We start from the raw sequence: 26883 nt of genomic DNA on the forward strand, positions 1-26883 counted from the left end.
AATTTTTCCCTATAATGCGCGGGTAAATCGGGCCTGCAATATCCCTTTACACAGGGACGAAGAGCCAGACCTTGAGCCTGCGCTGGAGCATGCACCTGTCGCTCCGCCCCTCAAGCCTCAAGCAGAGCACCGTTACCCAATTCCGTTTATTTGCCTGCGCGAGCTGTTGCAACAAACGATTCCTTAAGATCCACCGCGGCCCGAGGGCCGTGTGAACACCCAACCATCCGGTTTCACACGGGCACCTTTGAGCCCTCACGCAGGAGACGACACGTCATGCTGAGCTGGGACGAATTCGACAAAGAAGAAGACGGCGAAGTAGCCACCAAAGGCGCCAACGCCGGCCACGCCACCGAAGCCAACATGGACCGCCTCGACGGTGCCGGCGCCGCTGCCGCCATCGAAGCCCGCGCCGTCACCGCCAGTGACTCCGCCGCCATCGTGCGCGCCAAGGCTGCCCTGGACAAACTCGACGTCGCCGAAGGCCTCGCCGAACTTGAAGGCGCCTCCGCCCGCGTCGCCGTTGACGAAAAGCGCATGATCAACTGCCGCGCCGACCTCAACCAACTCGTGCCCTTCAAATACGACTGGGCCTGGCAGAAGTACCTCGACGGCTGCGCCAACCACTGGATGCCGCAAGAGGTCAACATGACCGCCGACATCGCCCTGTGGAAAAACCCCGAAGGCCTGACCGACGACGAACGCCGCATCGTCATGCGCAACCTCGGCTTCTTCTCCACCGCCGACTCCCTGGTCGCCAACAACCTGGTCCTGGCCGTGTACCGCCTGATCACCAACCCGGAATGCCGCCAGTACATCCTGCGCCAGGCTTTCGAAGAAGCGATCCACACCCACGCCTACCAGTACTGCATCGAATCGTTGGCCATGGATGAAGGCGAGATCTTCAACATGTACCACGAGATTCCATCGGTGGCTAAGAAGGCAGCCTGGGGCCTGAAATACACCCGCTCGATCTCCGATCCGAAGTTCGAAACCGGTACCGTCGAGACTGATAAAGAGCTGCTGCGCAACCTGGTCGCCTACTACTGCGTGCTGGAAGGCATCTTCTTCTATTGCGGCTTCACCCAGATTTTGTCCATGGGCCGCCGCAATAAAATGACCGGCGTTGCCGAGCAGTTCCAGTACATCCTGCGCGATGAGTCGATGCACTTGAACTTCGGTATAGATGTGATCAACCAGATCAAGATCGAAAACCCGCATCTGTGGGATGCCGAGATGAAGGAAGAAGCGACCCAGATGATCCTGCAAGGGACACAGCTGGAGATTGAATATGCGCGGGATACCATGCCACGTGGGGTGCTGGGGATGAACGCTGCGATGATGGAAGACTATCTGAAGTTCATCGCTAACCGTCGCCTTTCGCAGATTGGGTTGAAGGAAGAATATCCGGGGACGACCAACCCGTTCCCGTGGATGAGTGAAATCATGGACTTGAAGAAAGAGAAGAATTTCTTTGAGACTCGGGTTATTGAGTATCAGACGGGTGGGGCGTTGAGCTGGGATTAATTCTTAGCACAGTTAAACCGAGAAGCCCTGACTTGTTCAGGGCTTTTTTATGCAAGCTCGCTTGAAACCTTCAAGACAAAGCAGCCAATTCAGTTACCAATGGCGCTGTCCGCTCATTCCTGTCAGAACGTAGGAAATTTCGTAGACGCAATAATGGCTACTCAGTATCGTCCGAGGGTTTTCTACCCTCGGCGGCTGTATGGACATTACGAAAGACAAAACGGACTGGAGCGACGCGGAGCTGGCAGCTGCGGTCGAGGCGTATTTGAAGATGCTGACCTGGGAAAAGAGCGGCCAACCTTTTAACAAAGCCCTCGAAAATCGCCTTCTACGCGAAGGCCCGGTGGCAGGCCGTGCAAAGGGCTCTATCGAGTTCCGTATGCAAAATATCTCCACCGTGCTTGTGCGTATGGGCTGGGACCGTATCGAAGGCTATAAGCCTGCGAAGAACGTAGGCACAGGCGTCGAACAACGTATCCGCCAAGCGCTGGCCGCACAGGGTGTATTCGAATCCGAAGACGCCGCCCAAACAGCAGACGAGCAAACGCTTATCCGCCGCGCGTCCAAACTGCAGCAGCAACCGTTCACTCAGCTACCGGACGGCATTGCCCAGCCGCAGAAGGTCTCGACCGTCAGCACCGCTTTTGTTCGCGACCCAAAGGTACGCGCCTGGGTACTGAAAGAGGCCGAGGGCATCTGCGAAGGCTGCGGCGCTAACGCGCCGTTTGAGGTCGACGGTTTGCCATTTCTTGAAGTACATCACGTCAAGCACCTGGCCCAGAAGGGTTCGGATCGCATCACCAATGCTGTAGCCTTGTGTCCCAATTGCCATCAGCGTTGTCACCGGTCGAGTGACCGGGTGGCTTTCACCGAGGGGCTTTACGCCAAGGTCGGAAGATTGGCACGGGAGTAGACTCCTGCTGTCACACCTGATGCACGCTCAAAAAAATACTAGATAGGACCGAGGCCAACCCGTGAACCCAGACATGCTCGAAGCCGGCCCTGTGGATGCCAAAGTACTCTCCGTCTTTGACTTCGACGGCACCCTGACCCACCACGACAGTTTCGTGCCCTTCCTCAAGTTTGCCTTTGGCACCGGCGAGTTTTATGGCCGAATGGTCAAGCTGGCCGTGCCCGGGCTGCGCTTTTTGGTGCGGCAGATCAGCCGGGATGAGTTGAAGGCGCAGTTGATCCGCACCTTTATGACCGGGGTGGAGAAGACGTGGGTGCAGCAGAAGGCCGAGGAGTATTGCCAGCGCAATTGGGCACGGTTGATGCGCCCGGCGGGGGTGTTGTCGGTGGAGCAGGAGTTGGGCTCGGGGGCGGTGGTGACGCTGTGTTCGGCGTCGCCGGCGTTGGTGCTGCAGCCGTTTGCCGATCGGCTTGGGATCAAGTTGATTGGCACTGAGCTTGAGGTGGTCGACGGGGTGTTGACCGGCAAGCTCACCGGGAATAACTGCCGGTGTGAGAATAAGGTGCTGCGGCTGGAAGCGGTGTATGGCGATTTGGGCGAGTATCGGCTGCGGGCCTGGGGCGATACGCGTGGGGATCGGGAGTTGTTGGCGGCCGCGCAGGATGCGCATTTTCGGCATTTTCATGCGAAGAAGAAAAAGCGGGCTCGGTTGCAGCGGTGATTCGGGTCGTGGGGTTGGCGGGGGACCGAGGTGATTCGATCGCAGCCTCGCTAAAGCTCGACACCTCCCACATTTGACCTTTTTCAGCCCCTTGATCTGTGTTCGGCTAGTGGCTTATGTGGTGGCTTTGAGATTTACGCCCAGGGCGGTGGCAAAGGCTTTTACCAGCGGGCTTCTCGGCGCGTTGTGGCGCAGGATCAGGTTGAAGGCGGTGCTCAGATGAACGTGCTCAGGGCACAGTGCGCGCAGGCGTCCTTCCCTTACCAGCGGTGCGGCGTAGTGCTCGGGCAGGAAGCCGATAAACCGGCCGGTCAGCACCAGGATGGCGACCGCTTCAACCTGGGAGGCTGAGGCGGATTGGCTGTCGTAGTTGACGAAGTTAGTCTTGTCGCGATGGATCGCATACCGATGGTTGACCACTTCATATTGGCGCAGCACCTCGGGCGTGATGTCGTTCGCGGTGAAGAGCGGGTGTCCTACGGCGCAGTAGGCGTGGGCCTTTTCTTCGTACAGCGGGAAGTAGTCAAATTCTTCGCGGCGCTGGTAGACGGGGACGATGCCGACAATCAAGCGCCCTTCCACCACGCCGCGTTCAACTTCGTCCAGCTGCGAGGCATGCAGGCGTAATCTAACTTTTGGCGATTGGCTATGTAAATTCCCCAACGCGGTAATCAGCGGGGAATTAACGTCGGACACAGTGTTATCAATAACGCCCACACTAAGGTCGCCAATGAGTTCGTTTTGCGCCGAACTAAGCTTGTCTCTGAAACTGTCCACCGAGGTAAATAACTCAATGGACGCTTGATACACCAACTTGCCTTCTTCGGTCAGCCCGAAGCCTTCCCGGCCCCGTGTACACAGGCGCATGCCGATACGAATCTCGAGGTCGGAGATCTGTTTGCTGATGGCCGCCAGGCCCACATTCAGCTCGTTTTGCGCAGCACTGAAGCCACCGGCTTCGACCACGGCCATAAATACCCGCAGCAGTTTGAAGTCCAAACCACTGAGTTGCAGGGGCGGTCGTGTGCCGGGTTTTGGCGGTAGGTTTCCAGAAGTGGAAAGTGGAGTTTCCATAATACGCGTTGACCTCAAGTGCCATATTCAACAGGCTTCAACCCAATCCTTGAACATAGCCAGGCGGCGATAATGAACATAAACATCCGCCCTTGGCAACCTTGAATACGGCGCGTCAGACGCCGGTTCAGCTTAGTTGAAAACCTTTTCTTACTGCCTCCGACTCTTCTAAAAACAAGCGTGAGGAATACCCATGTCCCAGCCCACCGACCGCCTTTGGGGCGCTCGTTTCAAGACCGGTCCGTCTGCTGCCTTGGCCGCATTGTCCCGTTGCCCCGAGCGCTATTTTCGCCTGACGCCTTACGACCTGGCCGGCTCCCGTGCCCATGCCCGTGAATTGCAGCGCGCCGGTTTGCTGGATGAGTCGGAGACCTTGCGTACCCTCGAAGCCCTGGACCGTATCGGTGAAGACTTCGCCGCCGGCCGCCTGCATCCCACCCTGGATGACGAGGACGTACATACCTTTATCGAACGCGTCTTGACCGAGCGCCTGGGCGCATTGGGCGGCAAGCTGCGCGCCGGGCGTTCGCGTAATGATCAAACCGCCAACGATTTGCGCCTTTTCCTACGGGACCATGCGCGCACCATCACCACCGAGGTGCTGGGTTTGCAGCAGGCGTTGGTGGAACAGGCCGAGCAGCATATCGACAGCATCTGCCCCGGTTTTACCCATTTGCAGCAGGCGCAACCCATCGTGTTCGCCCACCACTTGCTGGCTCACGCGCAGTCGATGTTGCGTGATGTACAGCGCCTGGTGGATTGGGATGCGCGTACGGCGTTGTCGCCATTGGGTGCAGCAGCAATGGCGGGGTCGGCGATTGCGCGACAGCCGGCGCAGTCGGCCAAGGAAATGGGCTACACCGGACCGTGCGAAAACTCTATCGATGCCGTCGCCAGCCGTGACCATGTGGCGGAGTTCCTGTTTGTGGCGGGCATGCTCGGGGTGAATATTTCGCGGCTGTCGGAGGAGTTTTGCCTGTGGTCATCGCGGCAGTTTCGTTGGGTGGTGCTGGACGATGCCTACGCCACCGGCAGCTCGATCATGCCGCAGAAAAAGAACCCGGACATTGCCGAGTTGGCGCGGGGCAAGGCTGGGCGTCTGATTGGCAACCTGACCGGGTTGATGTCGACGCTCAAATCCTTGCCGCTGTCGTACAACCGCGATTTGAGTGAAGACAAACACAGCGTGCTGGACAGCGTCGACACCTTGCTGCTGGTACTTCCAGCCATGGCCGGGATGGTGGCGACCATGAAGGTCCAGGTGGAGGAGCTGCGGCGCCAGGCACCGATGGGCTTTACCTTGGCGACCGAAGTGGCCGACTGGCTGGCCACCCGTGGTGTGCCGTTCAAGGAGGCCCATGAGATTACCGGCGCGTTGGTGCAGGCCTGTGAGAAGCATGAAATTGAGTTATGGGAAGCCTCGCCAGCGATGTTGGCGGAGGTGGATGCGCGGCTGACGCCCGAGGTGCGCGATTGCCTGACCCTGGAGGCGGCGATTGCGGCACGCAGTGGATGGGGTGGAACAGCACCGGAGCGGGTGCGTGAGCAGATTGGGCGGTTGAAGATTGCATTGGCGGCTCAGCAGCAGTGGGCTGAGAGCTATCAGGGCTTTCGGATTTAAGCCTGTCAGAGGTGCGGTGCTGAGGCTGACGCTTTCGCGAGCAAGCCCGCTCCCACAGTTGGACCGAGTACATCAGTAGCAGCGTCATCCGTTTTGGAGAATCACCATGAACCAGACCCCGGCCGAGCGCTTGGAAATAGAGCGCAAGCTGTCCGAAAACCAGTTCGACATCACCCAGTACGAACACGTGCCGCGTCGCTATTACGGGCGGATGTTCTTTGCCACGTTGATCGTGATTGTGCTGGCCGCGTTGTTGCGCGCGTTCGCCAACGGCCAGATCGAATGGTCCTACATCGGCCAGTTCCTCACGTCTGAGGCCATCCTCTGGGGCTTGGTGAATACCATCGTCATGTCGATCCTGGCGATGGCGCTGGGCGTGGTGATCGGGGTGATCACGGCGATCATGCGCATGTCGGCCAACCCGATCCTGCGGTACGTGGCCATCACCTACACCTGGCTGTTCCGGGGTACGCCGCTGATTTTGCAGTTGCTGCTGTGGTTCAACCTGGCGTTGATCTTCCCGGTGATCGCGATTCCCGGTTTGTTCAGCATCGACACCGTCGACCTGATGACGCCCTTCGTGGCTGCCTTGCTCGGCCTGAGTATCAACCAGGGCGCCTACACCGCCGAGGTGGTGCGCGCCGGCCTGTTGTCGGTGGACACCGGCCAGTACGAAGCGGCCAAGTCCATCGGCATGCCGAGCCTGCAGGCGCTACGTAGGATCATTCTGCCGCAGGCCATGCGTGTGATCATTCCGCCTGTAGGCAACGAGTTCATCAGCATGGTGAAAATGACCAGCCTGGCCAGCGTGATCCAGTACTCCGAGCTGCTGCACAACGCGCAAAACATCTACTACGCCAACGCCCGGGTCATGGAGCTGCTGATCGTCGCCGGCATCTGGTACCTGGCGGTGGTGACTGTCCTTTCATTTGGTCAAAGCCGCCTCGAGCGTCGTTTTGCCCGCGGCGCCGGCAAGCGTTCGTAAGTCTGGGTTGAGGAGATTTGCCCCATGAGAAGCATCGTCAAGGCCGTCAACCTGAACAAGTATTACGACCAGTATCACGCGCTGCGCGACATCAATATCGAGGTCGAGCAAGGTGAGGTCATGTGCATCATCGGCCCGTCCGGCTCGGGTAAAAGCACCCTGCTGCGCTGCGTCAACCAGTTGGAAAAAATCGACAAGGGCGGCCTGTGGGTCGATGGCGAACTGGTGGGTTACCGGGTGGTCGGCAACAAGCTGCATGAGATGAATGAAGTGCAGATCGCCCGCCAGCGCCTGGTCACCGGCATGGTGTTCCAGCGCTTCAATTTGTTCCCGCATATGACCGTGTTGCAGAACATCATCGAAGGCCCGTGCCAGGTGCTCAAGCGTTCGCCCAAGGAAGCCATCGAGGACGCGCTGGAATTGCTCGCCCGCGTCGGCCTGGCCGAAAAGCGCAATGCCTACCCGGTGGAGTTGTCCGGCGGGCAACAGCAGCGTGTGGCGATTGCCCGTGCGTTGGCAATGCGCCCCAAGCTGATGCTGTTTGACGAACCCACGTCAGCCCTCGACCCGGAGCTGGTCGGCGAAGTGCTGTCGGTGATGCGTGATTTGGCCACCACCGGCATGACCATGATCGTGGTCACCCATGAGTTGGGCTTCGCCCGCGAAGTGTCCAACCGCATGGTGTTTATGGACGCCGGCCAGATTGTGGAAGCCGGCAGCCCTGAAGACATTCTAATAAGCCCACAAAACCCGCGTACCCAAAGCTTTATTTCTGCCGTTCGCACTTAACTAACAAAACTAACGAGAACGCCCCCATGAAAAAAATATTTATCCCAACCTTGCTCGCGGGCCTGATGGCCTCCTCGTGTGTTTTCGCGGCATTGCCGGCAGCTATCAAGGACAAGGGCGAGATCAGCGCGGCCATCGTGCCGAACTACCCGCCGATGGATTTCAAGGACCCGGCCACCAACACACTCACCGGTTTTGACTTCGACCTGGGCAACGCCCTCGCCGAACGCCTGGGCGTGAAGATCAAGTGGCAGGAAACCGGCTTCGAGCAAATGCTCAGCGGCCTGACCACCAAGCGCGTGGACATCGTGCTGTCGGGCATGAGCGACACCGCCGAGCGCCAGAAGTCGGTGACCTTTATCGACTACTTCACCAGCGGCCCGCAGCTGTACACCCTGGCCAAGCGTGAAGAAATCAAGGAATTGACTGACCTGTGCGGTAAAAAAGTCGGCACCAGCCGCCGTACCACCTGGCCGTCGGAAATTGCCGCATGGAGCAAGGAACACTGCGAAGCGGCGGGTAAGCCGGCCATCGTGGTGATCGGCACCGAAGGCTCGGCGGATGCACGGGCGCAGTTGCAGCAGAACCGTCTGGATGCGGCGATGCAGGGCAGCGAGACGATTCCGTATTTGATGTCGTTGGATAAGGGTAAGTACAAGCCGGTGGGTCTGGCGATTTCCAAGCAGTTCACGGGGCTGGGGATTGAGAAGAGCAACACTGAGCTGGTGACGGCGATCAGTGAGGCGTTGCAGGGCATGATTGATGATGGGACCTACGGCAAGATCTTGAAGAAGTGGGAGCTGGAGCAAGGGGCGGTCGAGAAGATCACCATCAATGCCGGCCAGTAACAACACGGTCTGAAAATGTGGGAGGGGGCTTGCCCCTCCCACATTTGATCGGTGTTGTCATCAAGTACTCAATAGGACGCTCGCCCCCACCGTGGCCACCTACTCCCTGGTAATCCGCCGCCTGATGATCTGCTCGGTGACCATCGTGGTCAGCCGCGCCATGACCAGCCCGTTGCTGGCCCTGTTGCTGAGCACCCGCCTGGGCTTGGACCAGCAGGACATCGGCCTGCTGATGGGCATTGCCGTGTTTATCGCCACGCTGTTGGGCCTGTACGGCGGCTACATCATCGACCGCCTGGAAAAGCGCAAGCTGCTGATCCTGGCCATGCTCTCCAGTTCTATCGGTTTTCTGTTGCTGACCTTTGCCAGCAACCTCTACCTCACCACCTTGACCCTGGTGATCACCGAAGCCGCGTCGGCGCTGTTCCTGATTGGCTCCAAGGCGATCATCAGCGAAAACCTGCCGGTGGGTGAGCGGGCCAAGGTGTTTTCCCTGCGCTACACCCTGACCAATGTCGGCTACGCCACCGGCCCGATGGTGGGCGTGGTGATCGCCGGGTATATGCAGCTGGCGCCATTCCTGATCGCCAGCGCCATTGCGTTTGGCAGTGTGTTCCTGATGATCGGCATTCCCCCGACCCAACGGGACGACAGCCACAAACCCCTGAGTTTCCTCAGCACCCTGCGTACGCTGCGCAACGACCGCACGCTGATCCTGTTCACCAGCGGCAGCCTGTTGAGCACGATTGTCCACGGCCGCTATACGCTGTATCTGTCGCAATTTCTGCTGGTAGCCTACAAGCCGGCCGAAGCGCTGAAGATTCTCTCGGCCGTGCTGGCGTGCAATGCCATTACCGTGATCTTGATGCAGTACCAGATCGGGCGGTTTCTCAAGCGTGAGCAACTGCGCTACTGGATCGTACTGGGCACGCTGCTGTTTATTGTCGGGCTGATCGGCTTCAACCTGGCGGATAGCCTGGTGACCTGGTGCCTGGCGATGTTCGTGTTCACCTTGGGCGAGATGATCATCTACCCCTCGGAGTTCCTGTTTATCGACACCATTGCCCCGGATGCACTGCGCGGCAGTTACTACGGCGCGCAGAACCTTGCAGCGTTCGGCGGGGCAATGAGCCCGGTGATATGCGGGTATCTGCTGATCAACGCAGCGCCGGCCAGCATGTTCTATGCCTTGGGTACACTCACAGCGATAGGCGGGACCTTGTGCTTCCTCAGTGGACGCCGGGTTGCAGGTTCTTGCTGATATTTACGCGGGTTCCCGCTATTAATAGCGAAACCTCTCACGGACCCGAGCCCCATGAAATTCGACACGGCCTACAGCCTGAGTCTCGATGACAAGCTGTCGATCTACGACGTACGAGACCTGAATTTCGACGAAACCGCCACCTACGATTCCGACCAGGACAGTTTCCTGTGCCCCAACGATGCCTGTCGTGCCGCCTTCGAAGCAGGCAATGTGCTGAGCACGTTCAACGCCAGGAACGTCAACTACCAACGCACCCCGCACTTCAAAAACACGCCGAGCACCCGGCATATCGACGGCTGCCGCTATGCCAGTCTCCACAAGAGCGCAGAGGGCGAAAACGGCGATGAGCGTGAGGACAATTTCCCATCGGAATTTGTCCTCACCCGTCGTACGTACGAGCGTAAAACCGCGGAGGTCGGCAACGAGGGGCTGGCCCTGCAAGATTCAGCGAAAACACCTTCACCCCGCAGCGGCGAATCTGTCAGTGCCAGCGACACCACCCCGGACAAAACCAGCGTGTTCGCCCACCCGGTGGAATGTTATGTGTCGAACATCGACGACAAGGAAAAGCTGAAAAACATGCCGCTGAAAATCGGCGAGCACTCCGCGACTTACGCGGCGTTTTTCAAGAAGATCGAATACCTGCAAGACAACAAGGGCCTGATCTACTGGGGCAAGGTCAAAGCGATCAAGGACTACACCAGCAGCTTTCGCATCGACTTTGAAAAGAAGGTGTGGCTCGACAAAAAGCCCTACTCGGTCAACGTCTACCTGAGCAAAAAGCTCATCGAGAACTACCGCAAGCGCAAGGCGTTCCTGGAGCAGATCAGGGCGGCGGCGGACAGTGAGCGGGCGTTGTATTGTTTCTTCTACGGGGTCACACCGGAGCTGAAACAGGTGCCCAGCAAGAAAAACCCCGAGCAGACGTTCGGGGTGTTCAGCGCGAATATCGAGAACCTCGATCACCTGATCATTCGGGACGTGCCTGGGTTGGATTAGGGGATCGATAAACATCCAGTTGATGAGCGGTCAAAACAACTGTACAAAAACACAGTATAGTTTGTCCTCCCCCGTCGAACCCTGGAGAAACCCCATGTCCTCCCTGGCAATGAGCTCTTTCGTAGAACAGCAGATCGTCCTGCACCAATTCACCGCCAAACACAGCGTACAGGCCCGCGCGATGCTGGGCTGGAGCCGCGAGGAGCTGGCCCGCCAGGCGGGTGTAACGGTGGATGCCATCCAACAGTTCGAAAGCCAGGGCGACGTGGCTGATGAAGCCCGCCTGGCATTGGCTTTTCGGTTTGAGGCGCAGGGGCTGGTGTTTTTTCCGGGGTTTGCGCCGGGGTGGGGCATGAGTGTACGGCGGTTTGACACCGCCCCTGCCGAACCCGCAGCACAAAACATTATGTCGCGATTGATGGGCTCAACAGCGGCATCAATTGATTCACCAGCGCCCCAACCCCATGGTGCGTAGAGTTCAAGCGGATCACCGGACAGGTCAGTGCCGCCAACCAGGTTTCATGCCGACGCAGGCTGCGTAGGCTGTGGTTGCCGTTGTCGTAACGAGCGGCCCAGGCCAGGAAGGCGACGCTGTTCTCGTGGCGACTGCCACCTTCCAGGATTTCATCACCGTAGCGTTGCACTTCCCTCAGGCGCAGGCGGTGCAGGCGCACGTGCGGGTCGAGGCGCAGGAACACCACGTGGGTGAACTGCGCGATCATCGCGTCGCCCCAGCCGCACAGTGAACCGGACAGCACCCAGCCTTCCAGGCCCGCAGTCTGCTCCTGCAGCAGGCGGATGCGTTCCTCCTTGGGCCGGGCAACGGTGAAGGGGGCGTCGGTTTGCTGCCAGTAGTAGTCGTCGGTGTCGAAGTAAGCGACGTCCAGACTCTCTGCCAAGGCCCTGCCCAGGGTGGTAGTGCCCGCCCCCGCAGCACCGAGGATATGAATTCGATAGGCCATGGCGTCCCTCCATCGCATTGAGTGTGTCTTTTGAAGGCGTCAGCCCTTGAGTTTACAAACGCCAACAACCGCCTGTTGTTCAACGCCCGGTCCTGGAACCTGCCTTCGCGGCTTGCTCGTAGCCATGGGCTACGGCAAGCAATGTGGGTTCGGTCCAGCGGGCACCAAAGAAGTATGCACTGGCCGGCATGCCGTGCTCGTCTTTGCCGGAAGGTACCGAGATCCCTGGATAACCGGCCACTGCGACTGCAAAATAGCTGTTCGTTTCAAAGTCCGACACCACGGCATCGAGCTTTTCCCCGTCAATCAGCTCATCCACTGTGCTGCGAAAATCCTGGATAAGTGCATCCCATAGCGGCTTGCGCTCCTCGGATGTCAGGGTGGATGCGTCGATTTCCTTGAGCAGCGGCTGGTGGTCGATGTCGTTGCCATCGCGTTTTTCATTGAACGCGATCAACTCGGAAACTGACTTGACCGGCAGCCCACCGCGCTTGTCCAAGTAATCATTCAACTCACTCTTCACATCAGCAAACAATAGTTCGCCATAGCGTGATGCATCCGCCAGCCGCATGTTTACCGGTACGAGTACTGCACCTTGTGCGCGAAGCACATCAAGGGTTTTTTGAAACTGAGGGCTATTGTCCACCGGCAGGTTTTCACCATTCACGGAAAAGGTTGCGGGATAACCAATACGTTTATCCTTCAAGGCGCCAGGCTTGAGCAACGCGGTGTAGTCAATGCCTTGGGGGGCATCCACATTGGCTGAATCCTGAGGGTCGCTGCCCGACATGGCGTTGAGCAACAACGCGGCATCAAACACCGAACGCGTCATGGGCCCCGGCGTGTCCTGTCGATGGCTGGCAGGAATGATGCCGCTGCGGCTCAGCACCCCCACGCTCGGCTTGAAACCGACCACCCCGTTAAACGCCGCCGGGACTACGATCGAACCATTGGTTTCGGTGCCGACGGCCAAGGGCGCCAAACCAGCCGCGACCGCTACAGCCGAGCCCGAGCTTGACCCACCCACCTCTGCGTCCGCTTGATGTGGATTGAGCGTTTGCCCGCCCCGCTGGCTGAAACCGTCGGGGCTGCCGCGAAAGCCGGCCAGTTCGGTCAGGTTGGTTTTACCCAGGATCACTGCGCCTTGCTGGCGCAGGCGTTCGACGATAAACGCGTCCTTGATCGCCGCAGCCCCCACCAATCCGAAGGCGCCTGCGCTGGTTTGCTGGGTATCGCCCGTCTCGATATTGTCCTTGATGAGCACGGGAATGCCATGCAGCGGTCCTCGGACCTTGCCGCTGGCGCGCTCGCGATCCAGCTCGCGAGCAATCTCCAGCGCCTGCGGGTTGAGCTCGATGATGGCGTTTAATCCAGGGTCGCGTTTGCGAATGCGCTCCTGCAGGAAGGTGACCAGATCTTCCGATGTGAGCCCGCCTGGCCTGGCCATTTGTTCACTGAGCGCGCGAACACTGGCCCATTCCGTTCCCGGCGGTACCGGTTTGGAGGTATTGGCTGTCAACGGCAACCCCATCCAAGACGCCGCATGGCTGACAAACGCATTCACACCATATCCAATTCCAAACATGAACCACCTCGGGAGAAGAGTAAGAAATGACGAAGGACCATCATTGAGCCGTGCGCCAGTCTAAAAACTTCCCTCTCCCCATCCTGCCTGATGCAGGCAGTTCAACCCGTGGGATTGTTCAACACACCCGGTAGCCCATGCTGTGCATTTTCCAGGCAACAAGCATTGCGATAACCCTGCGCCAGCGCCGCCAACGATTCCTTCGACCATCGTGCACCGTAGAGCCACAACGTCCCGCCGCCATCGAGAGCCTCGCCAAACCTCGGGTAACCACTCCAGCACGCACCATGGAATGCAGCACTTTGGCTGTCCGACACGAGAGCATCCAGCCGGTACTCATTTACAAGTTCATCGATTTCATTATGCGTGTGCAGGTTGAACGTGAGGGTGCCGTCGACCCGTTGCGCCGGCACCGGTATCAGTTGCGCCCCGGCCCGGCGCAAAACGTCCAGCGCCCGTATGAAGGGCGCACGGTGTTGAATCGGTTCGTGACCATCGCCACGTCCATATCGGTCGGCATACCCCACGCGCCTGCCGGCCAACACTTGCATGGCGGCAAAGGGACTGTTGTTCTCCACCAGCGGAACCTCCACCATCACCTGGCCCTCTGGTTCGATACCGCTTAAGGCAATCAGCATCAACGAGGGATCACGCATGGGTCTGATGGGAAGTGCCGGTACGTTATACCCGGGGATCAGGCCCCCACCATTGGGGTGGGTTTGAGGGTGGGGATCGACATCAAACGCGATACTGCGGGGGGGCGCTTGATCGGTGGAAGGGCGCAGGCATGAAGGCGCCGAATTGGTCATATCCAAGAGCGCAGGCAACGGCTGGCCCACCTGGCAAACCGCATCCGCTCGAGAAAACTTTCTGCATTTGCTGTCCATCGGAACGTCTCCCCTGAAATCATTTTCCGGGGATCATCGCATCCTCGTCGGAGCCTGTCGCAGACCCGAAACAACTTGAAAACTCCTTTTCCATTACCTCTGCGCCCTCAGCCCACAAGGTGCTCTTGTGCACCTTGGGTTTCCACTTCCAGCCACCATGCATATCCACGCTCCGGCTGGTTCAAGCTGAACGCCTGGCCCATCGGCGGTGTGGTAATCGACACATTGCGCTCCCACGCCAGCGCCATGATGCGGTCGAAAGGTTCGTGCCAGGCATGGAACGCCAGGTCGAAAGTGCCGTTGTGGATCGGCAGCAGCCAACGGCCCCTGAGGTCGATATGCGCTTGCAGGGTTTGCTCCGGCTGCATGTGCACATGGGGCCAGTCGACGTTGTAAGCACCGGTTTCCATCAACGTCAGATCGAACGGGCCGTACTGTTCGCCGATGCGTTTAAAGCCGTCGAAGTAGCCGGTGTCGCCGCTGAAAAAGATGCGGCGCGTGCCGTCGATCATCACCCAGGAACACCAGAGGGTCTGGTTGGCATCAAACAGGCCGCGCCCGGAAAAGTGCTGCGCCGGCGTGGCGACAAAGCGAATGCCATCCACCTCGGTGCCTTGCCACCAATCCAGCTGCCGCACTTTGCTGGCGTCGACACCCCACTTGACCAGGATGTCGCCCACGCCCAGCGGCGCGAGAAAGTAACGGGTCTTGCCGGCCAGTTGGACCACAGCCTTATGGTCAAGATGGTCGTAGTGGTTGTGGGAAAGAATCACCGCCTCCAGGGGCGGCAGCTCTTCAAGACGGATAGGCGGCTGGTGGAAACGCTTGGGGCCAGCCCAACTGAATGGCGAAGCACGCTCGGCGAACACCGGGTCGGTCAGCCAGAACTTGCCGCGCATTTTCAGCAATACGGTGGAATGCCCCAGGCGGAACACGCTGTGATCAGGCGCCGCCAACAATTGCTCGCGGGTCAGCGGTTGCACCGGGATCTGCCCCACCGGGCGCGTGCTGCGTGGTTTGTTAAACAGCATGTTCCAGAAGATACGCAAGGTCTTGCCAAAGCCACCGTGCTGCACGGGGGCCTCGTTGCTGAAACGCCCCAGGTCCTGCTCGGCAGGCTTGGGCGCCGCAGGTGAAGACTTGAGGCGGGTTGAGATGGTGGCCATTACAGAGTGACTCCTACGGTCCGCTCATAAGTTACACTGCACAGTGTAGTTTCAAGATTGCAACAAAATCCGCAGCAAGTAAACTACCCAGTGTAATTTACCCTCAAGAGCCGAACGCCACCCATGACTGCCCCTCAACGCCTCACCGACCGCAAACGCCAAGCCATCGTGGCAGCGGCCATCGCTGAGTTTCGCGATAACGGCTTCGAGGTCACCAGCATGGACAAGGTCGCCGCCACCGCTGGGGTGTCCAAGCGCACGGTGTATAACCATTTCGCCAGCAAGGAAGAGCTGTTCGCCGAAATCCTTCACCAGCTCTGGGCCAGCAGCGTCGCCCAACTCGATGTCAGCTACACCAGCGAGCGCCCGCTGCGCGAACAATTGCGCGGGTTGCTGGACGCCAAGATGAAGATGATGTCGGACACCAATTTCCTCGATCTGGCCCGGGTGGCCATCGCCGCCACCATCCACTCGCCGGAACGTGCGCAAGACATGGTCACCCGCCTGAGCCAGCGCGAAGAAGGCTTTACCCAGTGGGTACGCGCCGCCCAGGAGGACGGCCGCCTCTCCTGCACCGACCCGGCGTTTGCCGCCCACCAGATTCAAAGCCTGCTCAAGGCTTTCGCGTTCTGGCCGCAGATCACGTTGGGCCAGCCGACCCTGGATGCCGCTCACCAGGCGCGCGTCATTGAGTCGGCCATCGACCTGTTCCTGGCCGGCTATGAAGTCAGCGCCCCCCGCCCCGAGTAAAAACCATTGCAGGAGCGACATTCCTGGTCGCTTTTGACGCATTCGCCCTCTGTTTTGCGCAAATGGCCTGGAAGGCCACTGATTATTCCTATGGGAATAACTGACAATATTCACAGGCCTTATGCGATCAACGGTCGATCCGGTGACCGCGCGCCGCGGTAAATGTGGAAAACAGCTGAACCAGGAATTTATGGAAAACAGACGAGGCAAAGGGCTCTCATTTGCCCGGCGTATCTACCAGCCAAGGATCATCGGCCTGGGTGTCGGCAGCATCAGCGTCACCGGCGCCCTGTACCCGCTCGCCATGCCGGGCTGGGTCTGGGCATTACTGCTGTTCAATGGGTTTGCCTGGGCGCACCTGGCGTACCAGCTGTCCACCCGCTCGCCATTCCCTTACCAGGCTGAACAGCGCAACTTTCTGTATGACTCGGTACTCGGCGGGTTCTGGGCGGCGGCCACGCAGTTCACGCCGCTGACAGCCGTGACCATCCTGTCGATGATGACCATGAACAACGTCGCCGCCGGCGGCCGGCGCCTGTTCCTGCGTGGCCTGCTCGCCCAGGGGCTGGGGATCGGCGTGGCGTGGGCGCTGTTCGGCATCCAGTTCAACCCCGACGTCAGCCTGCTGCAGGTCCACTCCTGCCTGCCGATGCTGACCCTCTACCCCATGGCCATCGGCATGGTCTGTTATCAACTGGCGATCAAGCTCTCGGAACATAAACGCGCCCTCAGTGCCCTGAGCCGCACCGACAGCCTCACCGGCCTGCTCAACCACGGCTCGTGGAAAGATCTGCTGCACCTCAAGTTCCACAAGTGCCAGCAGCAGCAAAGCCACGCCACTATCGCATTGATCGATATTGACCACTTCAAGCAGATCAACGATACCCACGGTCATATCGTCGGCGACACGGTGCTGCGGCAACTGAGCCTGGAACTGCGGCGCAACCTGCGGGAAAACGACCTGGCCGGACGTTACGGTGGCGATGAGTTCTGTGTGATTCTTCCGCAAATGCCTCTGGAGCAAGCGGCGCAGATCATGGAGCAGATGCGCGAAACATTCGGCAACTACCGCACCCCGCACATACCGGAATTGCGCGTCAGCCTGAGCATCGGCCTGGCGGACTTCCAGCCGCGCTTCACCGACGCAGCCATGTGGCTGAACGCGGCGGACCGGGCACTTTATGCCGCCAAGGACACCGGGCGTAATCGAGTCAGTGTCAACGACGACCGGATAGCCTGTTCCGCCTGACGTTGTCCTGCGACACCGGTCTGAATCCTCCGTGCAGCCCCGCACGAGATAGCACAATGCCTCCACTGGTCGCCTACCCAAAAATGGTCCTGCCCATGGGGCGAACTTCTTGTCAGGCTGATGACTCTTAACCCGTTGTTCCACCCCCCGCTGTCAGCACAAGGAAGCTGACAATGAGCAGGTCAACCGTAGGGCAAATGCCTTACGGAGGCAGGCGCCTATACATGGATCCTCCCAGACGCGTGCTTGCCCGAGCCCCCGAACATGCTATTCAACGCCCATAAGAAAACCATCGATACCCTGCAACACACCGTGGCTCACCAGGCCAGCCTGCTGGACGCCATCGAACGCTCCATGGCGGTGATCGAATTTGATCCGCAAGGCCTCGTGCTGCGGGCCAATGACAACTTCCTCAATACCCTGGGCTACCGCGCCGAGCAGATCGAAGGCCAATCCCACCGGATGTTCTGCACGCCCGCCTTCGCCCGCAGCGCCGAGTACCAGCAACTCTGGGCCAACCTGCAAAAGGGTCAGTTCCAATCAGGTACCTTTGAACGGGTGGGCGGCAATGGTCAGTCGGTGTGGCTGGAAGCCAGCTACACCCCGGTACGTGATAACGCGGGCCGTGTGATCAAAGTGGTGAAGTACGCCCTGGACGTTACCCCGCGCCTGCAGGCCGAAAGCGAGGCCAACGCCAAGTTGGAAGCCATCGGCCGGGCCATGGCCGTCATCGAGTTCAACCTCGACGGCACGATCATCACCGCCAACGCCAACTTCCTGCAGCGCATGGGCTATAGCCTGGCGCAGATCCAGGGCCAGCATCATCGTCTGTTCTGCACCCCGGAGACCGCCGCGAGCTCAGCCTACAGCGAGTTCTGGCGACGCCTGAACCAGGGTGAATTGTTCAGCGGCCAGTTCGAGCGCGTGGATAAAAACGGCCGGCCTGTTTGGCTCGAAGCCAGCTACAACCCGGTGTACGACGCCAGCGGACGCCTGCGCAAAGTGGTGAAGTTCGCCTCGGACATCACTGCGCGCGTGCAACAACATGCCGCTGACGCGCAGAGCGCCGCCCAGGCTTATCACCTGTCCCTGCACACCCAGGACATGGCGGAAAAAGGCGCCGACGTGATCCAGAAAACAGCCAGCGGCATGCGTGAAATCTCCTCGGACATCGACAACTCCTCGCAACTGATCGCCAAGCTGGGCGAGCGTTCGCAGCAGATCACCACCATCGTCAACACCATTCGCGGCATTGCCGAACAAACCAACCTGTTGGCACTCAATGCCGCTATCGAAGCGGCGCGCGCGGGTGAACAGGGCCGTGGTTTTGCCGTGGTGGCCGATGAAGTGCGGCAGTTGGCGGCGCGCACCAGCGGGTCCACCACGGAGATTTCCAGCATGATCGCGGTGATCCAGGCTGAAACCCGCCAAGCCATCGACAGCATGGACGCGACCCGCGACCGCGCCGCCCAGGGCGTGGAGCTGGCCGACCAGGCCGGTACGGTAATGCTGCAGATTCGCGAAGGCACCAGCGAGGCGGTGCACGCGGTGAGTGCGTTTGCCAATGAGCGGGGTGCCCACTAAGTAGGCCACGGGTTATTCATGTGTAAGACAGGTCGCCAGGACTATAGTGATTCACTGTCTTAACGTTGATGACCCGAGCCGACCATGACCCCCGACAAGCCCGAAACCGCCCCCGTCGATCACCTGCGTTTTCACCGCCGCCACGCCCACCTGGCGCCGACCTTCGGCAACGATACCTTTGCCCTCAAGGCCGAGGCCTTTGCGCGCTTCTTTGGTACACCGACCTTCCTCGGTGCGCAAACCGCGATCGTGATCTTGTGGGTGGCGCTGAACGTGACCGGCATTACCCACTTCGACGTGTACCCGTTCATCCTCCTCAACCTGGCCTTCAGCCTGCAATCCGCCTATGCCGCGCCGCTGATCCTGCTGGCCCAGACGCGCCAGGCGGCCCGCGACAAAGCCCAGTCCGACGCCGATGCGCAACACCGCGAAGCGCTGGCCATCGCCAATACCGAACGCCAGGCCCAGGCCGCGCAAACCACCAGACAGCTGCTCGAATTGCTGGAGCAAAACACCCGGCTGACGGAAATGACCAAGCAACTGACCGAACACATCGAAACCCTGACGTGCGAAATGCATGAGCACTACGTGCGAAAACCTCAATAACAACGCGAATGCCATGTGGGAGGGAGGGTGTGTCAGGGTTTCATCTGCACATGCCGGCCCAACTCATCAAACAGCGTCACCACCGAGCGCAACGCGCGGCAATCGGGGCGCGTCAGCAGCCATAACGCGGTGTCGTGCCCGGCCAACGCAGGGCCCAGGGGTTGCAGGCCGTCATCCAGCAGAAAATCCGGCAGCGCCGCCACCCCCAACCCGGCCCGCACCAGTTCGGTCACCGACAACATGCTGTTGCAGCGATAGCTGGGGCGTACACCGGGCAGGTGTTCGCGGCGCCAGGTCACGGTGGGATGGTCGGGCAGGAAGTCATCCGGCGCGATCCAGGCCAGGTCCGCCAGTGAGCGTGCGGCGTGTTGATGCGCATACGTGGGGCTGGCACATACCTGATACGCCACGGCCCCCAGGCAACGGCCGACCAGATGCGCCGGCGGAGTCCTGGTCAGGCGCAGGGCGATGTCGGCATCGCGGCGGCTGAGGTTGGCGAAATCATTCGACGTGCTCAGCTCCAGGGTCAGCGCCGGGTAGTCCGGCATGAACTGCGCCAGCGCCGGCAGCAGCAGCCCTTGCAGCACCGAGTCGGTACAGGTCAGGCGCACCGTGCCGCTGATCACCTCGCCGCCCTGCTCCACGCCGATGCGCGCCGCCTCCAGCGCTTGTTCGGCACGTTCGGCCTGCTGCGCCAGGTTGCTCGCCAGGTTGGTGGGCAGGTAGCCGGCGCGGCTTTTTTCAAACAGCGTCTGGCCCAATGCGGCCTCCAGCCGTCGCACCGCGCGGAACACCGTGGACACATCCACCCGCAACAATGCCGCCGCCCGCGCCAGGGTGCCGCCACGCACCAGGGCGAGGATCAACGACAGGTCGGGGTAATCGAGTTGATAGTGCGTGGCTGCATTGAGCATGTGGGTAAACGCCAATATTGATTGCGTGCGCGCCAATCTATAGTGCGTATCAGGACACCACAAGCCATGGGACGCACACGATGAAAGCCACCACCCTGCACCTCGCCCTGATCGGCGATTACAACCCCGATGTCATCGCGCACCAGGCCATTCCCGTCGCGCTGCAACGGGCCGCCGAAACCCTCGGTTTGCAGGTTCAAATGCAATGGCTCGACACCGACACCCTCACGCCCACCACAGCATTGCACGGCTTCGACGGTTTCTGGTGCGTGCCCGCCAGCCCCTACCGCGACACCGACGGCGCATTGCGGGCGATCCGTTTTGCCCGCGAACAGCGGCGACCTTTCCTCGGCACTTGCGGTGGTTTTCAACATGCAGTGCTGGAATACGCCCGCAACGTGCTGGGCTGGGCCGATGCCGAACATGGCGAACTGGCGCCGGGCGCTGAGCGCGCAGTGATCACCCCCTTGAGCTGCGCACTGGTTGACGCCACCGACAGCCTGCGCCTGACACCCTACACGCGCATCGCAGAAGCCTATGGCCGTCTTGACATCGAGGAAGGTTACCGCTGCCGCTACGGCATCAACCCCGAATTCGCCGATGCGCTGCTCGAGCGCGAGATGATTCCCAGCGGGCATGATGCAGCCGGCGATCTGCGCGCGGTGGAGTTGCTCGACCATCCATTTTTCGTCGCCACCCTGTTCCAGCCTGAACGCGCCGCCCTCAAGGGCATCACGCCGCCTTTGGCGATTGCCTTGCTCAAGGCCTGCCAGGAGCAATACGCATGATCGCCAAGACCCCGGCCCCTCCCTACTACGCGGTGATTTTCAGCTCATTGCGCACCGACGGCGATCAAGGCTACGGCCAGGCTGCCGCCCGCATGCTGGAGTTGGCTCGCGATCAACCGGGGTTTCTCGGGGTGGAATCGGCGCGGGAGGATGGCCTGGGGATTACCGTGTCCTACTGGAGCAGCGAGGCGGCGATCCTGGCCTGGAAGCAGCAGGCCGAGCACCGGGCGGTGCGCGAACAAGGACGCGCCACCTGGTACTCGGCGTTTCAGACACGGGTGTGCAAGGTGGAGCGGGCCTACACATTCCAAGGCCAGTAACCGTCGTATCGCCTGGCCCTCTGTGGCGAGCAGGCCTGTTGTGGTGAGCGGGTCTGTTGTGGTGAGCAGGCCCGTTGTGGTGAGCGGGCTTGCCCCGCGCTGGGCTGCGAAGCAGCCCCAATTCAGTTAACGCGGTTCTCCTGACTAACCGCAGCGTCTGGCTCAGGGGCCGCTTCGCGCCCCAGCGCGGGGCAAGCCCGCTCACCACAACAGGCCAGCTCACCACAACAAACCGGCCTGCCACAGAACGCTCGCTCACCGCCTACGCCGTCTAGCTCACCAGACTGCGCAGCGCACTGATCTGTGGAATCTCCACCCGTTTCATGTACACGCGCAGCGGCTCGCTGATGTTGATGCGGTCGTCGATATTCTGGTCGAGCAGCAACTGGATACGCTCGCGGGACAAGGTCATGGTCTGCTCGGGGGCCGGCAGCCAGACAAATTCAGCGGTGGGGATAATGCCGTCGTCGGCCACGTCCATGCCGAAGGAATCTTCGCTGAAACGCACGATGTACTGGCCGGTCTTGCGGTTGAGGCCAACAAAACCGCGGAGTTGGTCGGCGGCCTGGCAGATAAGCTCGGAGGTGATGCGCATGGTAAACCTCACTGAAAAGTCCCACAGGGACTGGAAAGATGGTTTACACGCGTGGCAGAAAATACCGTCCTCTGGCGGGGCGGCTGCGAGCAAGAGTACTGCAATGCCGCGCAAAAAAACCGAGAAAATTGGCACGTGCGCACGTTAATGTCGGTTTGGTGATAGCGCCTTTCGCAATCAATTGTTAAAAAGGAGGCCTTCTCAAAGCTACCTCCACGAAAGGACTTCGCATATGCCTGTCACGTTTTCCAAGAGCGCCCTGCTGCTCGCACTGGCGCTTGGCCTCGGCCAGGCACAGGCTGCCGAACCGATCAGCCCGGCTGAACTGGCGACAAACGAAGGCATTCCCTACCCCGCCGTGATCGCTCACCGTGGCGCGTCCTACGACGCGCCTGAATCCACCGCCGCCGCCTACAAAGTCGCGCGTGACCTGGGTGCCGACTACCTGGAACTGGACCTGCAGCGCAGCAAGGACGGCGTGCTGTTCGCCCTGCACGACAACAACCTGCAGCGCACCACCGACGTGGCCACCAAGTTCCCTGAGCGCAAGGACGCCCCGGCCAACGAGTTCACCTGGAAAGAACTGCAAACCCTCGACGCCGGCAGCTGGTTCAACGCCGCCTACCCGGACCGTGCGCGTCCAGGTTTCGTTGGCCTGAAGATCCTGAGCCTGGACGACATCATCAAGATCGCCGAAGGCAACCCGCAGCACAAACCCGGCCTGTACATCGAAACCAAGGAGCCCAAGCAATTCCCGGGTATCGAAGCCGACCTGAAAAACAAGCTGCTGGATAAAGGCTGGTTGAGCTCCGCCGGCTCCAAGCTGGGCAAGAGCAACACCGGCGTCGGCCAGGGCAAGGGTCGTGTGGTGCTGCAGACGTTTGAAAAAGACAGCTTGAAAGAGCTGCAGAAAGAGATGCCGAACACCCCGAAAATCCTGCTGTTGTGGGTTGGCCCGGGCAGCATCGAGCCGAAATCCACGCAAACCTTTGCCGAATCCGGCGAAACCACCAAGGCCGCCTACTACGCCAAGCAAGAGCCAAAAGACGCCGCCGAGTTCGAAAAGTGGGTCGACGAAGCCAAGCTCCTCGGCGCCATCGGTACCGGCCCATCGGCTGAACTGACCGCCCATGGCGACCAGAGCTACACCGACCTGGTGAAACCTGAAATGAACAAGCTGACCCACGACAAGGGCCTGCTGGTGCACGTCTACACCGTGGACGAGCCAGTCGACTTCGACAAAGTGATGAAGGCCGGCGTCGACGGCATCTTCACCAACCGCGCCGCCGAGCTGCTGAAGTTCTACAAGCGCTGGCCGTCGTCCAGCGTTCAGGACCTGCTGAACGACTATAAGTACTGAGTAAGCCGGGCATTGGTGTCAGTGCGCCATTAAGGATGAGTTAAGTTGCGCCGGTTAATCTGGCGCCACTTAAACAGCTCACCAGAGAAGGATACACACCATGAAAACCCTGACCGCCCTGTTCGCCGCCACCGCCCTGACCCTGACCGCCGGCCTGGCCCAGGCCGATGTTCGCCCGGACCAGATTGAAGGCCTGCTCAAGTCCGGCGCCGTGATGCCGTTCGAGAAACTCAACGCCGCCGCCGTGGCCACACACGCCGGTAGCAGCATCACCGACACCGAGCTGGACCACAAAAACGGGGTACTGGTCTACGAAGTCGACCTGACCGACACCGCCGGCAAGCGCTTTGAAGTGAAGCTCGACGCCAAGACCGGCGCGGTGCTGGAAAACAAGCAAGACACTTGAGTTGAACCTAGAAAAAACGCGCCACCTCCGGGTGGCGCGTTTTTTTATGCGCACCGTTAAAACGTCATATAACTGTCATACCTCCTTGCAATGATTCGCCCACGCGAACCTGTGAAACGTCCTACAGGCGCTTTCTCTGCGAGTCTCCATGAACCACAGCCTCGACCACAGCCACCAGGACTCCGACCTGTTTGGCTTGCTTTACGGTTTTCGTTTTCGTCCCGGTGAAAAGGGCGAACAGATTGATTCGGCCGCGGCCCTCGCGGCCTTGCAGCAACCCGCCGACCCGGAAGAGTTCCTGTGGCTGCACTTGAACCTGGCCCACGCCGCCTGCGAACGCTGGATGCAGGCCAACCTGGATTTACCCGAAGAGTTTTTCGAGGCCCTGCACGAAGGCTCGCGCTCCACTCGCATCGAACACGTCGACTCTGCCTTGCTGGCGGTGGTCAACGACGTGGTGTTCAACTTCAGCAGCATGGTGTCGTCGGATATTTCCACGCTGTGGGTCTGCGCCCGCAGCCGGCTGTTGATCAGCGCACGCCTGCAACCCTTGCACTCGGTGGACAAATTGCGCTCGTCGGTCAAGAGCGGCGAACGCTTTCGCTCACCGCTGGAACTGCTGGTGCACCTGCTGCGCGACCAGGGGGAAGTGCTGACCCAGATCGTGCGCAAGACCAGCATCAGCGTCGACCATATCGAGGACCAGTTGCTGTCCTCGCGCCTGTCCACCAACCGCGCGGAACTGGGGGCGGCGCGCCGGGTGCTGGTGCGCCTGCAACGCCTGCTCGCGTTGGAGCCGGGTTCGCTGCTGCGCCTGCTCAACCGCCCGCCGCAATGGCTGCAAAAGGAAGACGTGAAGGAGTTGCGCAAATCCACCGAGGAGTTTGCGCTGATCATCAACGACCTGACGGCGCTGGGCGAACGGATCAAGCTGCTGCAGGAAGAGATCGCCGCCAACCTCAACGAGCAAAGCAGCCGCACGCTGTTCACCCTTACCGTGGTGACGGTGCTGGCGTTGCCGATCAACATCATCGCCGGCTTTTTCGGCATGAACGTGGGCGGTGTGCCGCTCTCACAGGACCCGGAGGGGTTCTGGATCCTGGTGGCGTTGGTCGCGACCTTCACGCTGATCGCCGGGCGCTGGGCGTTTCGCAAGTTTTCAAATTGAAATGAAACCAACGGTCGAATCGTCGCACCGCCCCTCCCCCATGAGGACTACGGTGTTTTGTAGACCAGTGGCAGATCCAATTACCTAAACAATGACCTGCGGCAGCATCGCTGTAACATTCTGCAATGAATATGAACGGCATCCTCCCCACACGGATGCCCGGCATGGCCACCCCTTCCCTGACTGCCTCCACGCACTCATCCTCCGTCGATTCAAAACCGCGCCTGGACAAGAAACCCGGCCTGGTGACGGTGATCGTTTTCTTCGCCGTGCTTGCCATGGGCCTGTTGTTTACCGCCTACAGCCTCATGCACGACATGCACGAAATGGGCGCCCAGCTCACCACGTGGACGCCGTTCCTGCTGCTGGGTGTGGCGCTGTTGATTGCCCTGGGTTTCGAGTTCGTCAACGGTTTCCACGATACTGCCAACGCGGTGGCAACGGTGATCTACACCAACTCGCTGCCGCCGCAGTTTGCGGTGGTGTGGTCGGGCTTCTTCAATTTCCTCGGTGTGCTGCTGTCCAGCGGCGCGGTGGCGTTCGGCATCATTGCCTTGCTGCCGGTGGAGCTGATTCTGCAGGTGGGTTCATCGGCCGGCTTCGCGATGATCTTCGCGTTGCTGATCGCCGCGATCCTGTGGAACCTCGGCACCTGGTGGCTGGGTTTGCCGGCCTCGTCGTCCCACACCCTGATCGGTTCGATCATCGGCGTCGGCGTGGCCAATGCCTTGATGCACGGGCGTGACGGCACCAGCGGTGTGGATTGGAGCCAGGCGATCAAGATCGGTTATGCGCTGCTGCTCTCGCCGCTGATCGGCTTCGCCTTTGCCGCCTTGCTGTTGCTGGCCCTGCGCGCCTTTGTGAAAAACCGTGCGTTGTACAAGGCCCCCAAGGGCGACACTCCGCCGCCCTGGTGGATTCGCGGCATGCTGATCGCCACCTGCACCGGCGTGTCCTTTGCCCACGGTTCCAACGATGGGCAAAAAGGCATGGGCCTGATCATGCTGATCCTGGTGGGTACCCTGCCGATGGCCTATGCGCTGAACCGCGCCATGCCGGCCGAACAGTCGTTGCAGTTCGCCGCAGTCGCCGAAGTGACCCAGGTGGCGCTGATGAAAACAGCGCCGCTGGCGTTGGCGGGTGACCCGCGGCCGGTGCTTTCGACCTACATGCGCACCAAGGAAGCCACGCCCGAGTTGATTCCCGCCCTCGCCGCCCTCGCCGGCCAGATCGGTGACCAGGTCAAAGGCTACGGTTCCCTGGCCAAAGTCCCCGCCGAAGCCGTGGGCAACGTGCGTAACGATATGTACCTGAGCAGCGAAACCATTCGCCTGATGGACAAAGGCAAGGTCGGCAATTTCGACGCCGACACCCAAGGCAAGCTGCAACTGTTCAAGCAACAGATCGACGATGCCACGCGCTTTATTCCGCTGTGGGTGAAGATTGTCGTGGCCATCGCCCTGGGGCTGGGCACCATGGTTGGTTGGAAGCGCATCGTGGTCACCGTGGGCGAGAAGATCGGCAAGACCCACCTGACTTACGCCCAGGGCGCCTCGGCCGAGACCGTCGCGATGCTGACCATTGGTGCAGCGGATATGTTCGGGCTGCCGGTGTCGACCACCCATGTGTTGTCGTCGGGTGTGGCGGGGACCATGGTGGCCAATGGGGGTGGGTTGCAGATGCGGACCATCCGCAATTTGCTGATGGCGTGGGTGCTCACCTTACCGGCGGCGATTCTGCTGTCCGGCAGCCTCTACTGGCTGTTCACCCAACTCTTCTGACCAACCCTAGATTGAAAATGT

General features: G+C 60.2%; 27 protein-coding genes. 20 read left to right on the forward strand and 7 right to left on the reverse strand.

Going from position 1 to position 26883, the window contains the following annotated elements; translation table 11 throughout:
- Positions 1-276 precede the first annotated feature (276 nt).
- From J3D60_RS14360 to J3D60_RS14370, 3 genes are all read left to right on the forward strand, one after another.
- On the forward strand, positions 277-1527 hold the full coding sequence (locus J3D60_RS14360; protein WP_253491805.1) for a ribonucleotide-diphosphate reductase subunit beta: 1251 nt from the start codon (positions 277-279) through the stop codon (positions 1525-1527).
- 199 nt (positions 1528-1726) lie between these two features.
- Entirely contained in the window at positions 1727-2440 is a 714-nt protein-coding gene (locus J3D60_RS14365) for an HNH endonuclease signature motif containing protein (protein ID WP_253491807.1), read from the forward strand.
- 73 nt (positions 2441-2513) lie between these two features.
- Positions 2514-3161 carry an HAD-IB family hydrolase gene (locus J3D60_RS14370; protein ID WP_043293519.1) on the forward strand — a complete coding sequence of 216 codons (648 nt, stop codon included), beginning with the start codon at positions 2514-2516 and terminating at the stop codon, positions 3159-3161.
- 114 nt (positions 3162-3275) lie between these two features.
- Here the strand turns inward: J3D60_RS14370 and J3D60_RS14375 are convergent, their stop codons facing one another.
- Positions 3276-4235, reverse strand: a complete 960-nt coding sequence (locus tag J3D60_RS14375; RefSeq protein ID WP_253491808.1) for a LysR family transcriptional regulator — start codon at positions 4233-4235, stop codon at positions 3276-3278.
- A gap of 193 nt (positions 4236-4428) precedes the next feature.
- Here J3D60_RS14375 and argH point away from each other — a divergent pair, with 193 nt between their 5' ends.
- From argH to J3D60_RS14410, 7 genes are all read left to right on the forward strand, one after another.
- On the forward strand, positions 4429-5856 hold the full coding sequence (gene argH, locus J3D60_RS14380; protein ID WP_253491809.1) for an argininosuccinate lyase: 1428 nt from the start codon (positions 4429-4431) through the stop codon (positions 5854-5856).
- 106 nt (positions 5857-5962) lie between these two features.
- Positions 5963-6841, forward strand: a complete 879-nt coding sequence (locus tag J3D60_RS14385) for an amino acid ABC transporter permease (RefSeq protein WP_025859372.1) — start codon at positions 5963-5965, stop codon at positions 6839-6841.
- 24 nt (positions 6842-6865) lie between these two features.
- On the forward strand, positions 6866-7630 hold the full coding sequence (locus tag J3D60_RS14390; RefSeq protein ID WP_253491810.1) for an amino acid ABC transporter ATP-binding protein: 765 nt from the start codon (positions 6866-6868) through the stop codon (positions 7628-7630).
- 26 nt (positions 7631-7656) lie between these two features.
- The gene (locus tag J3D60_RS14395; protein ID WP_253491811.1) at positions 7657-8478 is read left to right on the forward strand and encodes an ABC transporter substrate-binding protein; all 822 of its coding nucleotides are present in this window, start codon (positions 7657-7659) and stop codon (positions 8476-8478) included.
- A gap of 91 nt (positions 8479-8569) precedes the next feature.
- Positions 8570-9739, forward strand: coding sequence for an MFS transporter (locus tag J3D60_RS14400; protein ID WP_253491812.1), 1170 nt, complete (start codon positions 8570-8572; stop codon positions 9737-9739).
- A 54-nt stretch (positions 9740-9793) separates the two neighbouring features.
- Entirely contained in the window at positions 9794-10741 is a 948-nt protein-coding gene (locus tag J3D60_RS14405) for a hypothetical protein (protein WP_253491814.1), read from the forward strand.
- 94 nt (positions 10742-10835) lie between these two features.
- Positions 10836-11216 carry a helix-turn-helix transcriptional regulator gene (locus tag J3D60_RS14410; RefSeq protein ID WP_065939105.1) on the forward strand — a complete coding sequence of 127 codons (381 nt, stop codon included), beginning with the start codon at positions 10836-10838 and terminating at the stop codon, positions 11214-11216.
- Here the strand turns inward: J3D60_RS14410 and J3D60_RS14415 are convergent.
- From J3D60_RS14415 to J3D60_RS14430, 4 genes are all read right to left on the reverse strand, one after another.
- A complete protein-coding gene (locus J3D60_RS14415; protein ID WP_253491816.1) occupies positions 11146-11703 on the reverse strand; it encodes an AAA family ATPase in 558 nt (185 codons plus the stop codon). The genes J3D60_RS14410 and J3D60_RS14415 overlap by 71 nt on opposite strands.
- 79 nt (positions 11704-11782) lie before the next feature.
- Positions 11783-13288 (reverse strand): amidase family protein, encoded by a 1506-nt coding sequence (locus J3D60_RS14420; RefSeq protein ID WP_253491818.1) that lies wholly within the window; start codon positions 13286-13288, stop codon positions 11783-11785.
- 101 nt (positions 13289-13389) lie between these two features.
- Complete coding sequence (locus J3D60_RS14425; RefSeq protein ID WP_253491819.1) at positions 13390-14175, reverse strand: hypothetical protein; 786 nt, start codon at positions 14173-14175, stop codon at positions 13390-13392.
- 107 nt (positions 14176-14282) lie between these two features.
- Positions 14283-15341 (reverse strand): MBL fold metallo-hydrolase, encoded by a 1059-nt coding sequence (locus tag J3D60_RS14430; protein WP_253491820.1) that lies wholly within the window; start codon positions 15339-15341, stop codon positions 14283-14285.
- A 123-nt stretch (positions 15342-15464) separates the two neighbouring features.
- Between J3D60_RS14430 and J3D60_RS14435 the strand changes: the two genes are divergently transcribed.
- From J3D60_RS14435 to J3D60_RS14450, 4 genes are all read left to right on the forward strand, one after another.
- A complete protein-coding gene (locus J3D60_RS14435) occupies positions 15465-16091 on the forward strand; it encodes a TetR/AcrR family transcriptional regulator (protein WP_065939110.1) in 627 nt (208 codons plus the stop codon).
- A 190-nt stretch (positions 16092-16281) separates the two neighbouring features.
- Positions 16282-17340: a diguanylate cyclase gene (locus J3D60_RS14440; protein WP_253491821.1), complete on the forward strand. Its 1059-nt coding sequence runs from the start codon at positions 16282-16284 to the stop codon at positions 17338-17340.
- A 264-nt stretch (positions 17341-17604) separates the two neighbouring features.
- Entirely contained in the window at positions 17605-18924 is a 1320-nt protein-coding gene (locus J3D60_RS14445; RefSeq protein WP_027605639.1) for a PAS domain-containing methyl-accepting chemotaxis protein, read from the forward strand.
- Between the two features lie 84 nt (positions 18925-19008).
- On the forward strand, positions 19009-19530 hold the full coding sequence (locus J3D60_RS14450; protein ID WP_092358450.1) for a DUF1003 domain-containing protein: 522 nt from the start codon (positions 19009-19011) through the stop codon (positions 19528-19530).
- A 32-nt stretch (positions 19531-19562) separates the two neighbouring features.
- Here J3D60_RS14450 and J3D60_RS14455 read toward each other — a convergent pair whose 3' ends face one another.
- The gene (locus J3D60_RS14455) at positions 19563-20444 is read right to left on the reverse strand and encodes a LysR family transcriptional regulator (RefSeq protein ID WP_253491823.1); all 882 of its coding nucleotides are present in this window, start codon (positions 20442-20444) and stop codon (positions 19563-19565) included.
- Between the two features lie 80 nt (positions 20445-20524).
- Here J3D60_RS14455 and J3D60_RS14460 point away from each other — a divergent pair, with 80 nt between their 5' ends.
- The gene (locus tag J3D60_RS14460) at positions 20525-21232 is read left to right on the forward strand and encodes a CTP synthase (protein WP_065939113.1); all 708 of its coding nucleotides are present in this window, start codon (positions 20525-20527) and stop codon (positions 21230-21232) included.
- Entirely contained in the window at positions 21229-21552 is a 324-nt protein-coding gene (locus J3D60_RS14465) for an antibiotic biosynthesis monooxygenase (protein ID WP_027605635.1), read from the forward strand. The genes J3D60_RS14460 and J3D60_RS14465 overlap by 4 nt, the downstream gene beginning before the upstream one ends.
- A gap of 271 nt (positions 21553-21823) precedes the next feature.
- Here J3D60_RS14465 and J3D60_RS14470 read toward each other — a convergent pair whose 3' ends face one another.
- Positions 21824-22147 carry a DUF2025 family protein gene (locus J3D60_RS14470; protein ID WP_065925256.1) on the reverse strand — a complete coding sequence of 108 codons (324 nt, stop codon included), beginning with the start codon at positions 22145-22147 and terminating at the stop codon, positions 21824-21826.
- Positions 22148-22379: 232 nt separating this feature from the next.
- Here J3D60_RS14470 and J3D60_RS14475 point away from each other — a divergent pair, with 232 nt between their 5' ends.
- The 4 genes from J3D60_RS14475 to J3D60_RS14490 all read left to right on the forward strand — a co-directional run bounded on the left by J3D60_RS14475 (position 22380) and on the right by J3D60_RS14490 (position 26862).
- Positions 22380-23507, forward strand: coding sequence for a glycerophosphodiester phosphodiesterase family protein (locus tag J3D60_RS14475; protein ID WP_253491824.1), 1128 nt, complete (start codon positions 22380-22382; stop codon positions 23505-23507).
- A gap of 100 nt (positions 23508-23607) precedes the next feature.
- Positions 23608-23913: a PepSY domain-containing protein gene (locus J3D60_RS14480; RefSeq protein WP_027605632.1), complete on the forward strand. Its 306-nt coding sequence runs from the start codon at positions 23608-23610 to the stop codon at positions 23911-23913.
- 148 nt (positions 23914-24061) lie between these two features.
- Positions 24062-25081 (forward strand): transporter, encoded by a 1020-nt coding sequence (locus tag J3D60_RS14485; RefSeq protein ID WP_253491825.1) that lies wholly within the window; start codon positions 24062-24064, stop codon positions 25079-25081.
- A 164-nt stretch (positions 25082-25245) separates the two neighbouring features.
- Positions 25246-26862 carry an inorganic phosphate transporter gene (locus J3D60_RS14490; protein ID WP_253491826.1) on the forward strand — a complete coding sequence of 539 codons (1617 nt, stop codon included), beginning with the start codon at positions 25246-25248 and terminating at the stop codon, positions 26860-26862.
- Positions 26863-26883: the final 21 nt, after the last annotated feature.

The organism is Pseudomonas sp. S3E17 (assembly GCF_024168685.1).
GTDB lineage: Bacteria > Pseudomonadota > Gammaproteobacteria > Pseudomonadales > Pseudomonadaceae > Aquipseudomonas > Aquipseudomonas marginalis.

Coding starts and splice junctions, on each gene's coding strand:
- J3D60_RS14430 (WP_253491820.1), bottom strand. CDS start 15,341: ATGGCCACCATCTCAACCCGCCTCAAGTCTTCACCTGCGGCGCCCAAG.
- J3D60_RS14385 (WP_025859372.1), top strand. CDS start 5,963: ATGAACCAGACCCCGGCCGAGCGCTTGGAAATAGAGCGCAAGCTGTCC.
- J3D60_RS14360 (WP_253491805.1), top strand. CDS start 277: ATGCTGAGCTGGGACGAATTCGACAAAGAAGAAGACGGCGAAGTAGCC.
- J3D60_RS14410 (WP_065939105.1), top strand. CDS start 10,836: ATGTCCTCCCTGGCAATGAGCTCTTTCGTAGAACAGCAGATCGTCCTG.
- J3D60_RS14445 (WP_027605639.1), top strand. CDS start 17,605: ATGCTATTCAACGCCCATAAGAAAACCATCGATACCCTGCAACACACC.
- J3D60_RS14460 (WP_065939113.1), top strand. CDS start 20,525: ATGAAAGCCACCACCCTGCACCTCGCCCTGATCGGCGATTACAACCCC.
- J3D60_RS14440 (WP_253491821.1), top strand. CDS start 16,282: ATGGAAAACAGACGAGGCAAAGGGCTCTCATTTGCCCGGCGTATCTAC.
- J3D60_RS14365 (WP_253491807.1), top strand. CDS start 1,727: ATGGACATTACGAAAGACAAAACGGACTGGAGCGACGCGGAGCTGGCA.
- argH (WP_253491809.1), top strand. CDS start 4,429: ATGTCCCAGCCCACCGACCGCCTTTGGGGCGCTCGTTTCAAGACCGGT.
- J3D60_RS14420 (WP_253491818.1), bottom strand. CDS start 13,288: ATGTTTGGAATTGGATATGGTGTGAATGCGTTTGTCAGCCATGCGGCG.
- J3D60_RS14395 (WP_253491811.1), top strand. CDS start 7,657: ATGAAAAAAATATTTATCCCAACCTTGCTCGCGGGCCTGATGGCCTCC.
- J3D60_RS14390 (WP_253491810.1), top strand. CDS start 6,866: ATGAGAAGCATCGTCAAGGCCGTCAACCTGAACAAGTATTACGACCAG.
- J3D60_RS14480 (WP_027605632.1), top strand. CDS start 23,608: ATGAAAACCCTGACCGCCCTGTTCGCCGCCACCGCCCTGACCCTGACC.
- J3D60_RS14370 (WP_043293519.1), top strand. CDS start 2,514: ATGCTCGAAGCCGGCCCTGTGGATGCCAAAGTACTCTCCGTCTTTGAC.
- J3D60_RS14375 (WP_253491808.1), bottom strand. CDS start 4,235: ATGGAAACTCCACTTTCCACTTCTGGAAACCTACCGCCAAAACCCGGC.
- J3D60_RS14450 (WP_092358450.1), top strand. CDS start 19,009: ATGACCCCCGACAAGCCCGAAACCGCCCCCGTCGATCACCTGCGTTTT.
- J3D60_RS14455 (WP_253491823.1), bottom strand. CDS start 20,444: ATGCTCAATGCAGCCACGCACTATCAACTCGATTACCCCGACCTGTCG.
- J3D60_RS14475 (WP_253491824.1), top strand. CDS start 22,380: ATGCCTGTCACGTTTTCCAAGAGCGCCCTGCTGCTCGCACTGGCGCTT.
- J3D60_RS14425 (WP_253491819.1), bottom strand. CDS start 14,175: ATGGACAGCAAATGCAGAAAGTTTTCTCGAGCGGATGCGGTTTGCCAG.
- J3D60_RS14485 (WP_253491825.1), top strand. CDS start 24,062: ATGAACCACAGCCTCGACCACAGCCACCAGGACTCCGACCTGTTTGGC.
- J3D60_RS14470 (WP_065925256.1), bottom strand. CDS start 22,147: ATGCGCATCACCTCCGAGCTTATCTGCCAGGCCGCCGACCAACTCCGC.
- J3D60_RS14435 (WP_065939110.1), top strand. CDS start 15,465: ATGACTGCCCCTCAACGCCTCACCGACCGCAAACGCCAAGCCATCGTG.
- J3D60_RS14405 (WP_253491814.1), top strand. CDS start 9,794: ATGAAATTCGACACGGCCTACAGCCTGAGTCTCGATGACAAGCTGTCG.
- J3D60_RS14415 (WP_253491816.1), bottom strand. CDS start 11,703: ATGGCCTATCGAATTCATATCCTCGGTGCTGCGGGGGCGGGCACTACC.
- J3D60_RS14490 (WP_253491826.1), top strand. CDS start 25,246: ATGGCCACCCCTTCCCTGACTGCCTCCACGCACTCATCCTCCGTCGAT.
- J3D60_RS14465 (WP_027605635.1), top strand. CDS start 21,229: ATGATCGCCAAGACCCCGGCCCCTCCCTACTACGCGGTGATTTTCAGC.